This is a genomic window from Mycobacterium sp. IDUB_36 (genome assembly GCF_055419225.1).
The window spans coordinates 1234667-1247138 of sequence record NZ_JBVAXH010000001.1 but is presented as its reverse complement, the minus strand read 5'-3'; the positions used below and the strand labels follow the sequence as shown (position 1 = coordinate 1247138).

9 protein-coding genes are annotated in these 12472 nt (G+C 67.1%); 7 read left to right on the top strand and 2 right to left on the bottom strand.

The window, feature by feature from the left end:
* Window positions 1-89: 89 nt before the first annotated feature.
* Window positions 90-3374 (top strand): error-prone DNA polymerase, encoded by a 3285-nt coding sequence (locus tag ACZYW1_RS06110; protein WP_463784117.1) that lies wholly within the window; start codon window positions 90-92, stop codon window positions 3372-3374.
* Window positions 3375-3481: 107 nt separating this feature from the next.
* On the top strand, window positions 3482-4126 hold the full coding sequence (locus ACZYW1_RS06105) for a nitroreductase family protein (RefSeq protein ID WP_463784115.1): 645 nt from the start codon (window positions 3482-3484) through the stop codon (window positions 4124-4126).
* A 92-nt stretch (window positions 4127-4218) separates the two neighbouring features.
* On the opposite strand, the gene ACZYW1_RS06100 is transcribed toward ACZYW1_RS06105, so the two are convergent.
* Complete coding sequence (locus ACZYW1_RS06100) at window positions 4219-4707, bottom strand: tRNA (cytidine(34)-2'-O)-methyltransferase (protein WP_463784114.1); 489 nt, start codon at window positions 4705-4707, stop codon at window positions 4219-4221.
* Between the two features lie 389 nt (window positions 4708-5096).
* On the opposite strand from ACZYW1_RS06100, the gene ACZYW1_RS06095 reads away from it, so the two are divergent.
* The 5 genes from ACZYW1_RS06095 to ACZYW1_RS06075 are packed head-to-tail and all read left to right on the top strand — an operon-like array spanning window position 5097 to window position 9838.
* Entirely contained in the window at window positions 5097-7862 is a 2766-nt protein-coding gene (locus ACZYW1_RS06095) for a sensor histidine kinase (protein ID WP_463784112.1), read from the top strand.
* On the top strand, window positions 7859-8320 hold the full coding sequence (locus ACZYW1_RS06090) for a roadblock/LC7 domain-containing protein (protein ID WP_463784110.1): 462 nt from the start codon (window positions 7859-7861) through the stop codon (window positions 8318-8320). Before ACZYW1_RS06095 ends, ACZYW1_RS06090 begins: the two co-directional genes overlap by 4 nt.
* A gap of 9 nt (window positions 8321-8329) precedes the next feature.
* Window positions 8330-8710 carry a DUF742 domain-containing protein gene (locus ACZYW1_RS06085; RefSeq protein WP_463784109.1) on the top strand — a complete coding sequence of 127 codons (381 nt, stop codon included), beginning with the start codon at window positions 8330-8332 and terminating at the stop codon, window positions 8708-8710.
* Window positions 8691-9293 carry a GTP-binding protein gene (locus ACZYW1_RS06080; protein ID WP_463784107.1) on the top strand — a complete coding sequence of 201 codons (603 nt, stop codon included), beginning with the start codon at window positions 8691-8693 and terminating at the stop codon, window positions 9291-9293. Before ACZYW1_RS06085 ends, ACZYW1_RS06080 begins: the two co-directional genes overlap by 20 nt.
* Window positions 9293-9838 carry a pentapeptide repeat-containing protein gene (locus ACZYW1_RS06075; RefSeq protein WP_463784105.1) on the top strand — a complete coding sequence of 182 codons (546 nt, stop codon included), beginning with the start codon at window positions 9293-9295 and terminating at the stop codon, window positions 9836-9838. Before ACZYW1_RS06080 ends, ACZYW1_RS06075 begins: the two co-directional genes overlap by 1 nt.
* Here the strand turns inward: ACZYW1_RS06075 and ACZYW1_RS06070 are convergent.
* The gene (locus ACZYW1_RS06070) at window positions 9835-12453 is read right to left on the bottom strand and encodes an ATP-binding cassette domain-containing protein (protein WP_463784103.1); all 2619 of its coding nucleotides are present in this window, start codon (window positions 12451-12453) and stop codon (window positions 9835-9837) included. The two genes, ACZYW1_RS06075 and ACZYW1_RS06070, sit on opposite strands and share 4 nt — an antisense overlap.
* Window positions 12454-12472 lie beyond the last annotated feature (19 nt).

Here is a 12472-nt window from a genome sequence, read left to right as displayed (position 1 = left end):
CGCGCCGCCTTCCCGGCCCGCGGTCGCGGGGCCGGTTGCCAGGTTAGACGGCACTTCGCATTCGAACACACATTCGATACACTCGGGTCATGGGGTGGAGCAATGGGCCGCCGGGCTGGTCGGAGATGGAGCGGGTGCTCTCCGGCAAACCGCGTCGTTCCGGTACACCCACCGTGTGGACCCCGGCGGACGAAGCGCCCCGATCGCCCAAGCGGATGGCCTATCGGCCGCCGGACGACGGCCGGCCGGCCCGCTCGTCGGTCCCGTATGCCGAGCTGCACGCGCATTCGGCGTACAGCTTTCTCGACGGCGCCAGTGCGCCGGAGGAACTGGTCGAAGAGGCGGTGCGGCTGGGCCTGCGGGCCATCGCGCTGACCGATCACAACGGGCTCTACGGCGCGGTGCGATTCGCCGAAGCGGCCGTCGAACTGGACATGCGCACAGTGTTCGGCGCCGAACTGTCGCTGGGAGCCGGCGCCAGGACCGACGCCCCCGATCCGGCCGGGCCGCATCTGCTGGTGTTGGCCCGCGGGCCGGAGGGCTACCGGCGGCTGTCGCGTCAGCTGGCGGCGGCGCATCTGGCCGGCGGCGAAAAGGGCAAGCTGCGTTTCGATTACGACGCGCTCACCGAGGCGGCCGGCGGCCACTGGCACATCTTGACCGGCTGCCGCAAAGGCCACGTCCGTTCCGCGCTGGCCACCGGCGGGCCGGATGCGGCCGCGGCGGCGTTGGCCGATCTGGTGGACCGGTTCGGCTCCGATCGGGTCAGCGTCGAGCTGACGCATCACGGCTGCCCGGTCGACGACGATGTCAACGCTCAGATGGCCTTGCTGGCAAAGCAATTCGGGCTGAACAGGGTGGCCACCACCGGCGCGCATTTCGCGGCGCCGTCCCGTCGCCGACTGGCGATGGCGATGGGTGCCATCCGGGCCAGGCAGTCGCTGGACGAGGCGGCCGGCTGGCTGGCCCCGCTGGGCGGCTCGCACCTGCGCTCCGGTGAGGAGATGGCGCGACTGTTCGCGCAGCATCCCGACGCGGTGACCGCCGCCGCCGAGCTCGGCGAACAGTGCGCCTTCGGCCTGGCATTGATCGCCCCGCAGTTGCCGCCGTTCCCGGATCTACCGCCCGGCTCGACCGAGGACAGCTGGCTGCGCGAGTTGACGATGGCGGGCGCCCAGCGCCGCTACGGTCGGCGGTCCCAGGCCCCCCAGGCGTATGCCCAGATCGAGCACGAGCTGAAAACCATTGCCAACCTGAAGTTTCCGGGATATTTCCTGGTGGTCTACGACATCACCCGGTTCTGCCGGGAGAACAACATCCTGTGCCAGGGCCGGGGATCGGCGGCCAACTCGGCTGTGTGTTACGCCCTCGGCGTCACCGCGGTCGACCCGGTGGCCAACGAGTTGCTGTTCGAGCGTTTTCTGTCGCCGGAGCGCGACGGTCCGCCCGACATCGACATCGACATCGAGTCGGATCTTCGGGAAAACGTCATCCAGTACGTCTACGACAAATACGGCCGCGACTATGCCGCCCAGGTCGCCAACGTGATCACCTATCGCAGCCGAATCGCGGTGCGCGACATGGCCCGGGCCCTGGGTTTCTCGCAAGGGCAGCAGGACGCCTGGAGTAAGCAGATTAGTCACTGGAGTGGACGGCCGTCGGACATCGACGGCATTCCCGAGCAGGTGATCGAGCTGGCCGACCAGATCCAGAACCTGCCCCGGCACATGGGCATCCATTCCGGTGGCATGGTGATCTGTGACCGTCCGATCGCCGACGTCTGCCCGGTCGAATGGGCCCGTATGAAAAACCGCAGCGTCCTGCAGTGGGACAAAGACGATTGTGCGGCAATCGGTTTGGTGAAGTTCGACTTGCTCGGGCTCGGCATGTTGTCGGCGTTGCACTACGCCATCGACCTGGTGCACGAGCATGAGGGACTCAAGGTCGACCTGTCGACGCTGGACCTGTCCGAACCCGCGGTGTACGAGATGTTGCAGCGCGCCGATTCCGTCGGGGTGTTTCAGGTGGAGTCGCGCGCGCAGATGGCCACGTTGCCACGGCTGAAGCCGCGGGTGTTCTACGACCTGGTGGTCGAGGTGGCGTTGATCCGCCCCGGTCCCATTCAGGGGGGATCGGTGCACCCGTACATTCGGCGGCGCAACGGCCTCGACCCGGTGGTCTATGACCATCCGTCGATGGAGCCGGCGCTGCACAAGACGTTGGGAGTGCCGTTGTTTCAGGAACAGCTGATGCAGCTGGCGGTGGATTGCGCAGGCTTCTCCGGAGCCGAAGCCGATCAACTGCGTCGCGCCATGGGATCCAAGCGGTCTACCGAGCGCATGCAGCGGTTACGCGGCCGGTTTTTCGACGGCATGCGGAGCCTGCACGGCGCCACCGACGAGGTGATCGACCGGGTCTACGAAAAGTTGGAAGCATTCGCCAATTTCGGCTTCCCGGAGAGCCATTCGCTCAGTTTCGCGTCGCTGGTCTTCTACTCGTCATGGTTCAAGCTGCATCATCCCGCGGCGTTCTGCGCGGCGCTGCTCCGTGCGCAGCCGATGGGCTTCTACTCTCCGCAGTCACTGGTCGCCGACGCCCGCCGGCACGGAGTGGCGGTGCACGGTCCGTGCGTGGCCGCCAGCGTGGTGCATGCCACGCTGGAGAATGCCGGGGCCGAGGTGAGGTTGGGGCTGGGCAGCGTCCGTCAGATCGGGGAAGACCTGGCCGAAAAGCTGGTGCAGGAGCGTAAAGCGAACGGTCCCTTCGCTTCTCTGCTGGACATGACGACTCGGGTTCAGCTGTCGGTGCCGCAGACCGAGGCGCTGGCCACCGCGGGAGCGCTGCGCTGCTTCGGGATGTCGCGGCGCGAGGGACTGTGGGCCGCGGGTGCGGCCGCCACCCAGCGACCGGATCGCCTGCCGGGAGTGGGCTCGTCGTCGCATGTTCCGGCGCTACCCGGGATGAGTGAGACGGAACTGGCCGCGGCCGACGTGTGGGCCACCGGCATCTCGCCGGACAGTTACCCGACGCAGTTCCTGCGCGCCGATCTCGACGAGCTGGGAGTGGTACCCGCCGCGGACCTGCTTTCGGTGCCCGACGGTGACCGGGTGCTGGTCGCCGGAGCGGTCACGCACCGGCAGCGACCCGGGACGGCGCGGGGGGTGACGTTCGTCAACCTCGAGGACGAGACCGGAATGGTCAACGTGCTCTGCACGCCGGGGGTGTGGGCGAGACACCGCAAGGTGGCGCAGACGTCGTCGGCTCTGCTGATCCGCGGTCAGGTTCAAAATGCCAGTGGCGCAATCACTGTCATGGCGGAACGGATCACCAAGCTCACGTTGCGGATCGGATCGAAGTCCCGCGATTTCCGATAACCTCACCAGGCTCGGCCCCATTGCGCCGAACGTGTGATCACGGCGGGAAAAGCGCCGAAAAGTCGCCACCGTTTCACGCTCGACGCGGCATGAGTAATCTCGCGCTCATGGCCCTTAACCTTTCCGTCGATGAATTGCTCACCACCACCCGTTCGGTCCGCAAGCGCCTCGACTTCGAGAAGCCGGTATCGCGCGACGTGCTGATGGAATGCCTCGACTTGGCGCTGCAGGCGCCCACCGGCTCCAATACCCAAGGCTGGCAATGGGTTTTCGTCGAGGACGCCGAGAAGAAGAAGGCGATCGGCGACATCTACCTGGCCAACGCCCGCAAGTACCTCAGCTCGCCGGCCCCCGAATACGGTGAGGGTGACATCCGCGGTGAGCGGATGGGCGCGGTCCGGGACTCGGCCGGATATCTGGCCGAGCGTATGCACGAAGCGCCGGTCCTGCTGATCCCGTGCATCGAGGGTCGCGAGGACAAACAGCCGCTGGGCGGAGTGTCATTCTGGGCGTCGCTGTTCCCCGCGGTGTGGAGCTACTGCCTGGCGTTGCGCTCGCGCGGGCTCGGCACCTGCTGGACGACGCTGCACCTGCTCAAGGGTGGTGAAGAACAGGTCGCCGAGATTCTGGGCATTCCCTTCGAAAAGTACAGCCAGGGCGGTCTTTTCCCGATCGCCTACACCAAGGGCACTGATTTCAAACCGGCCAAGCGGCTGCCTGCCGAGCAGTTGACGCACTGGGACACCTGGTAATTCAAACCGCATCCGTTTGATTGCGCGGTTCCTCCTCACAACGCTGCGCGTTCTGCATCGTCACCGCATCCGTTTGTTTGCGCGGTTCCTCCTCACAACGCTTCGCGTTGCGCATCGTCAACCGCGCCGGCAAAGCTCTGCTGTCGCCACGCCTCGTACACCGCGACCGCCGCGGCGTTGGCCAGGTTCAGCGAACGCCGGCCGTCCAGCATCGGAATCCGCACCCGCGCGGTGACATGCGGATCGGCCAGCGTGGCCGCGTCCAGCCCGGTGGGTTCCGGGCCGAACATCAACACGTCACCGGGCTGATAGCTCACGGCGGTGAACAGCTGCGTGGCGTGAGCGGTGAACGCGAACACCCGCTGCGGCGCGAGCGCTGCCCACGCGGCCTCCAACGACGGATGGACAGTGACCGAGGCCAGGTCGTGGTAGTCCAGCCCGGCCCGACGCAGATTCGGCTCGGACAGGTCGAAACCCAACGGCTCGACGAGATGCAGTTCTGCCCCGGTGGCCGCAGCCGTTCGGATCGCATTTCCGGTATTGGGCGGGATTCGCGGCGAGAAAAACAGGAGCCTGAACACAACACACCGTAACCGGAATGAGGGCATTCGCTCGAGGAGCGATAGGTCGCCGGTGCAGAGATTGACGAATCGACTAATCGCTCGGCATGCGGCGGCGAAGACGGTATCGGGTGAGTTTCCGATCGACCGTTTTGAGTGTTGCGGCACGGCCGGTAAACGGTTTCGAAAGTTTGCTGGAGGCTCAGGAGTCACGCTTGAACGGCGTCGGTGAACTCTGTCTGTTCAGTAAGAATTGTGGTCACTACCGCCGCAGCCTGGCATACTCGCAGAATTGCCAGGCGTATCTTGCTTGCCCGTCGCTCGGGGTGAGCGCAATTAGCAGGAAGTCTCATGAACGACGCGCTATCACTGCGATTCAGCGGAGCGGACGCTAACACCGCGCAGGTTCGGTGACCATATTTGCCCGCGCCACGCGGGCGATCTCACCGGCCAAGGGTGAGCCCGCGGTGCGCGACGGTCTCGAATCAGCGCCGACCAAACGACCCGCGTCGTGGTCGCTGCACAATTGGCCTGTCCGTTGGAAAGTCGCGGCAATTGTCGCGCTGCCTTTGGTGCTGGCAATGGTGTTCGGAGGATTTCGCGTTGCCGGCGCGCTGACCGACGCGCACCGGCTTCGGCTGGCCGCCGACCGGGCCGAGATGGTTCCGGCGATCACCAAATACATGTCGGCTCTCGACGTCGCCCTGCTGGCGAACTCGACCGGTGGCGATGTCGCGGGAGCGAAGAAAAACTACGACGCCCGTAAAAACGAGCTCGAGGCCCGCCTGCACGGCACCGACGTCGCCGCCGACGTCAGTGCCGGCGTCGACGCCATGCTGGACGGCGGGCAGTCTTTGCTGGACAACGTCGCCTCGAACACGTTGGGTCTGCGCCCCCGGGTGACCACCTACGCGCCCATCCTGTTGACCGCCGAGAACGCGATCGACGGCTCGGTCCGCCTGGACAACGAGCAGATCCGCGCCGAGGCGCAGGGGCTCAGCCGGGCGGTCGGCGCCCGCGGGCAGATGATGATGCAGCAGATCCTGATCGCGCGCGGCGCAGACCTGCCCGAGCCTGAGCTGCGCACCTCGATGACGACCCTCGCCGGTACCGAGCCGTCGACTCTGTTCGGAATGGCCGAAGTGCTCGGCGTCGGCTCTCCGGAGGCCAAGACGCTCCAGCAGCAGATGGTCACCCGGATGGGCCTGATGTCGGACCCCGCGCAGAAGCTGGTCAACAACCCGGCACTGCTGCGGTCGGTGCAGACCACCGACCGGATCGCCTCGCAGATCATCGAGGACATCACCGCCAAGGTGACCAAGGCCGTCGAGAACCAGGCGCACGATCGGCGCACCGCGGCGATCCGGGACACCGTTCTGGTGCTGACCGCCATCCTCGCCGCCATCGCCATCGTGTTGCTGGTCGCACGCTCGCTGATCCGGCCGCTTCGCGTGCTGCGCGACGGCGCTCTCAAGGTCGCCCACGAAGACCTCGAACGCGAGATCGTCCGGGTGCGGGCCGGTGACGAATCACCGCCGGAGCCGCTGCCGGTGCACACCACCGAGGAAATGGGTCAGGTCGCGCACGCGGTCGACGAGCTGCACACCCAGGCGCTGCTGCTGGCCGGCGACGAGGCCCGGTTGCGGCTGCTGGTCAACGACATGTTCGAGACGATGTCGCGGCGCAACCGGTCCCTGGTCGACCAGCAGCTCTCGCTGATCGACCGGCTCGAGCGCAACGAGGAAGATCCCGAGCGTCTCGACAGCCTGTTCCGCCTGGACCACCTGGCTGCCCGGATGCGGCGCAACGGCGCGAACTTGCTGGTGCTGGCGGGCGCGCAGAGTTCCAGGGGAGATCAGCGCACGACCGTGCCGCTGTCGTCTGTCATCCACGCGGCCGCCTCCGAGGTGGAGGACTACCGTCGCGTCGAGACGTCGATGGTGCCCGACTGCACGATCTCCGGAGCGGTCTCCGGCGACATCGTCCACCTGCTCGCGGAGTTGATCGACAACGCGCTGCGCTACTCGCCGCCGGCATCGCCGGTCCGGGTGTCGGCGGGATTCCGCAGTGACGGCGCGGTTCTGCTGCAGATCGTCGATGTCGGGCTCGGCATGACCGAAGGCGACCGCCGGATCGCCAACATGCGCCTGCGGGCCGGGGGAGAGGTCAGCCCGGACAGCGCGCGGCACATGGGTCTCTTCGTGGTCGGCCGGTTGGCCGACCGGCACGGCATCCGGGTGCGGTTGCGCGGGACGTCACTCGAGGAAGCGCGCTCGGGTTCGACGGCCGAGGTCTACTTGCCGTCGACCGTGTTGGCGGGGGGTAACGCCGGCCCGACGGCGCCACGCACGGCGGAGCCCGCAGTGCCGCCGCCGGCCGAGGCGCCGCTCGACGAACCGGATTACGTGGCCGACCTCGCTCCGATCGAGGACGACTTCGAGCGCAACGGCACGCTCACGACCGAGTCCTCGGTCAGCCTGCTGCCCCGCCGCCGGCCTGGCAGCAGTGGCATCACCGGCGCGCCGGCCACCCCGGAGCCGGCTCCGCAACGAGCCGACCGCGACGAGGCTGTTCCGCCGATTCCGGAACGACCTGTGGCGCAACCCGTATCGAATACGTCGTCGTTCTTCGGCTCCCGGGTCCGGCTCAACAAGGAGAACCGGAGGCGACCGGAAGCACAGCCGGCCCCGCCGCCAGCGCCGGCCGCCGAGCCCGACGCCGACGATGTCTGGGCCGCCGAACCGGCCGCCGCGCCGACGGACACCGCCGAGGACGACCTGATCTACCAGCGGATGCTCTCCGAATGGCTGGTCGACCCGGGTGATCTCGTCCAGAGCCCGGACCTGGACTGGCAATCGGTGTGGGACCACGGCTGGACGGCCGCCGCGGGGGTGGACAACACACCTGTGCAGACGCACACCGAACAGGGCCTGCCGGTGCGTGATCCCGGTGCCCGGCTGGTACCGGGCGGCGCCTCAGAGCAGAATGGCAACGCGCACCAGCGGGCCGACGGCGACGGGACAGTGCCCAACGGCGAATCGGGGCATACCCCCGCGCATCAGGCGCCGACCCGCGACCCCGAGGCCGTCCGCGCGTCGATAAGCAGTCATTTCGGCGGGGTACGCGCCGGCCGGGCCCACGCCCGCGACAACGATCAAGGATCCGACACCGAATGACCTCAGGCCCTTTCGCACAACCCGGCCATCCCGCAGGGCCCACTCAATCCGCTCGTCCGGGCGACTCGCTGGACTGGCTGGTGTCCAACTTCGCCCGTGACGTCCGCGGGGTCTCGCACGCCATCCTGGTATCGGTCGACGGGCTGCTGATCGCGGCCAGCGAGCGGCTGCCCAAGGAGCGGGCCGACCAGCTCGCCGCGGTGTCGTCGGGCCTGGCCAGTCTCGCCAGCGGCGCAGCGCAACTCTTCGAGGGCGGCCAGGTGCTGCAGTCGGTGGTGGAGATGCAGAACGGCTACCTGTTGCTGATGCAGGTCGGCGACGGGTCACATTTGGCGACGCTGGCGTCGACGTCGTGTGACATCGGCCAGATCGGCTACGAGATGGCGGTCCTCGTCGAACGCGTCGGCAATGTCGTGCAGTCGACCCGACGCGCCACGTCGCCGAGCCAGACGTACTAGCGAGTCGTGATGGAAAGCCGCGAGCCGAGATTCGAGCCCCCGCCACCCGAGGCCAGCCTGGTCCGCCCGTACACGCTGACGGCGGGCCGGACGAAGGCCAGCGTCGACATTCCGCTGGAAGCGCCGGTGCAGGCGTTGCAGTCGGCGATGTTCCACCAGTGGCCGCAGAACGACGTCCGGGGCCGAATCGTCAAGCTGTGCGTCAAAAGCCCGTCAGTGGCCGAAATTTCGGCGCGGCTGGATTTGCCGCTTGGTGTCACGCGTGTGCTGGTCGGCGATCTGGTGACTTCGGGTTACCTTCGAGTGAATCAGTCGTTGACCGAACGCTCGACCCGTGACGAACGCCGCGAACTGATAGGAAGGACGCTCCGTGGCCTACGAGCGCTTTGACGCGGGGCCTCCTCCGCATCAGAAGTCGCGCGATACCGCGTCCACGAAGATCGTCATTGCCGGTGGATTCGGCGCGGGCAAGACAACTTTCGTCGGCGCGGTGTCGGAGATCATGCCGCTGCGCACCGAGGCGATGGTCACCGATGCCTCCGCTGGGGTCGACATGGTCGACGCCACCCCGGACAAGCGGACCACGACGGTCGCGATGGACTTCGGCCGCATCACCCTCGACGAGGATCTGGTGCTGTACCTGTTCGGAACGCCGGGACAGCGCCGGTTCTGGTTCATGTGGGACGACCTGGTGCGCGGTGCGATCGGCGCGGTGATCCTGGTCGACTGCCGGCGACTGGAGGACTGCTTCGCCGCGGTCGACTTCTTCGAGCACCGCAACCTGCCATTCCTGATCGCGGTCAACGAATTCGACGGCACACCACGGTATCCCGCGGCCGAGGTGCGTAAAGCGCTGACCTTGCCCACGCATGTCCCGGTGATCAACGTCGATGCCCGCGATCGCAGATCGGCCACCGACGCCCTGATCGCCGTCAGCGAATATGCGCTGGCGAGTTTGTCGTCCACCGCGTAGTGGATTGGACCGAACGCGAATTCGTCGGCCGTGACTTTCGCGACGACGATCTCAGCCGCCTCCGCACCGATCGGGTGGTGTTCACCGAATGCGACTTCAGCGGCGTCAACCTGGCCGAGTCGGAGCATCTGGGGTCGGCATTTCGCAACTGCACCTTCAACCTGACGACTCTGTGGCACAGCACGTTCCGTCAATGCAGCATGCTGGGCTCGGTGTTCGTGCGGTGCCGGTTTCGCCCGCTGATCCTCGACGAGGTCGACTTCACGCTCACCACACTCGGCGGAAACGACCTTCGGGGCATTGATTTCACCGGCTGCCGGCTGCGCGAGGCCAACCTGGTGGAAGCCGATCTGCGCAAGACCGTGTTGCGCGGCGCCGATCTGTCCGGTGCGCGCAGCACCGGAACCCGCTTGGACGAGGCCGATCTGCGCGGCGCAATCGTCGACCCGTCGCTGTGGACGACGGCGACGATGACCAAGGCGCGCATCGACGTCGAGCAGGCGTTGGCCTTCGCCGTGGCGCACGGGTTACAGCTGGACGGTTAGCGTTTCAGCCGGATGTGCCACCGCACATAGCCGCTGTAGAACAGTGACAGCGCGACGAGCATCCCCAGGTCGAAGAAGAAGATGCGTTGCGTGTGCTGCCAGATCGGGTCGTTGGTCGGGATCTGCTTGACTTTCACCAACCCCGGGAAGTCGATCGACGATGCGCCGGCGGCGTACCCCCAGCGTCCAGGTGTCAGCCAGGACATCTGGTTGAGTCCGGCCCGGCCGGTCACCGGAATCATGCCGCCGGCCAGCACCAGCTGGGACATGATCGTCACCACCAGCAGCGGCATGATCTGCTCGGTGGTCTGCGCCAGCGCCGACATCATCAGCCCGAGGATGGCCGACGCAACACAGGTTCCGGCAACCGTGATGAAGAGCGCGAAGGTCGAGTCGCCGAAGAACGGGGGATGCGCTGTGGGGGCGCCCTTTCCGAGCCGGACGATGAAAGTCGCAATGGCCGCCTGTGCGGTGGCGAACACGCAGAACACGAACACCTTGGCCAGCAGATAGGCCGTCGTGGAAAGCCCGACCGCCTGTTCTCGGCGGAAGATCGGACGCTCGCCGATCAGATCTCGGATGGTCAGCGCGGTGCCCATGAACACGGCCCCGATGTTGAGCAGCACCATGATGTACTGCGGCTGCGTGGGCGCCAGGCCCAGCGGATCCGCCGGTCCCAGACCGGGTTTCGGGCCCTTCACCGTCAGTGATAGGGCACCGATCAGGAACGGCAGGATTGCCAGGAACACCGAGTAGCCGCGGTCGGAGATGACCAGGCGGACCTGGCGTCGCGCGATGGTGGAGAACTGGCGGAACAGGTCAGAATGCACCGGTTCGCCCAGGTCGGCGGGACTCTGCTTGTCCGGTGGCTTGGCCTGCGACCGCCCACCCATCTCCACGAAACGACGGTTGGCTTCGTCAGGGTCGGCGCCGACATTGGCGAAGATGTCGGCCCAGTTGGTGGTGCCGAGCGCCTCGCCCACCTGGCTGGGCGGGCCGTTGAAGGCCATCCGTCCGCCGGGAGCCAACAGCAGAATCTGATCGCAGACGTCGAGGTAGGACACCGAGTGGGTGACCACCAGCACCACACGTCCGGCGTCAGCGAGTTGCCGCAGCATCAGCATGACCTGCCGGTCCAACGCCGGGTCGAGGCCGGAGGTCGGTTCGTCGAGCAGCAGCAGCGACGGCTGGGTCAGCAATTCCAGTGCGACCGACGCACGCTTTCGTTGACCACCGGACAGCTTGTCCACCCGGGTGTCGGCGTGCTTGGTCATGTCGAGTTCCTCGAGCACCTGCGCGACGACCTGGGCCCGTTCCTCTTTGCTGGTGTCGGGCGGTAGTCGCAACTCGGCGGCGTAGCCGAGCGCCTGGTTGACCGTCAGCTGACGGTGCACGACGTCGTCCTGGGGCACCATCCCGATCCGGCTGCGCATGGTGGCGTACTCGGCGTGCAGGTCGTGACCCTCAAAGGTGACGTTGCCGGAGCTGGGCCGGGTGTAACCGGCGATGAGCCGCGACAGCGTGGTCTTACCCGCACCGGAGCCGCCGATGATCGCGGTCAGGCTGCCCGGGCGGGCCGTCAGGGAGATGCCGTTGATCAGCTCCTTGCCGTCGATCCGGAAGTGCACGTTGTTGACCTCGAGTCCGCCGGTCCGGGTCGCGGCCTCGGTGCGCCGGACCAGGCTGCCGTCGGTGTAGACGAGGTCGATGTTGCCGATGGTGACGACGTCACCCTCGCTGAGCACCGCCGAGCCGACCCGTACGCCGTTGACGAACGTGCCGTTGATGCTGCTGGCGTCGCGGATCTCGGTGCCGAGCGGCGAGTCGACCAGGAACGCGTGATGACGCGAGGCCAGGACGTCTTGGATGACGATGTCGTTGTCGTTGGCGCGGCCGATCGTCATCGATCCGGCGGGTTTGTCCGGGGTTGAGGAGCCCGGCAGGATCGCCTGGATCATCTTGGTGGCGAGATTGCCCGCCTCCGGCGGCGTGCTGATCTTCGGCGCCGGCCCCATCTCGGTCTTCGGCGCGTAATTGACCGGCGCCGGTGCGGGTTGCCTCGGGGGCGGCGGCTGATACGACGGGACCTGGGGAGCTGGACCTGGCGGGTAGCTGGGTTGCCGTGGTCCCGGATACGGCTGCTGCGGTGGTCCGCCTAAATAGGGGCGAGGCCCAGGGCCCGGCGGCGGCTCCTGCGGTCGTGGCGGCGGGCGGTTCGGCTGCTGCGGGCCGGGGCCTGGCCGTGCGGGCGCGCCGGCCCGGGCGATCGGCATCGACGTCGTCTGCGGCGGCCGTCCCACCCCGTCGTTCCGGCCGATCTCGAAGCTGAGCGCGGGGCCGTCAGGGTTGCCGATGTTGATCGTCTGGCCGTTTTGCAGGTCGATCACCGGTGCGCGGCGGCCATGGACGTAGGTCCCGTTCAGCGACCCGTTGTCGATGGCCACCCACCGGCCCTGGTCGAAGCGGAGCAGGAGGTGTGCCCGGGAGATCAGCGGATGCGTGATGCGCATGTCGGCGCGCAGATCGCGGCCGACCACGATGTCGTGGCCTGCGGCGAAAGTGCGTTCTGACCCGTCATACCGGACCGTCAGCGCGGGCTGTGCTGCGTGACTCATCGGCCCAACATTAGCTGCT

Coding starts and splice junctions, on each gene's coding strand:
- ACZYW1_RS06110 (WP_463784117.1), top strand. CDS start 90: ATGGGGTGGAGCAATGGGCCGCCGGGCTGGTCGGAGATGGAGCGGGTG.
- ACZYW1_RS06085 (WP_463784109.1), top strand. CDS start 8,330: ATGGAAAGCCGCGAGCCGAGATTCGAGCCCCCGCCACCCGAGGCCAGC.
- ACZYW1_RS06105 (WP_463784115.1), top strand. CDS start 3,482: ATGGCCCTTAACCTTTCCGTCGATGAATTGCTCACCACCACCCGTTCG.
- ACZYW1_RS06090 (WP_463784110.1), top strand. CDS start 7,859: ATGACCTCAGGCCCTTTCGCACAACCCGGCCATCCCGCAGGGCCCACT.
- ACZYW1_RS06070 (WP_463784103.1), bottom strand. CDS start 12,453: ATGAGTCACGCAGCACAGCCCGCGCTGACGGTCCGGTATGACGGGTCA.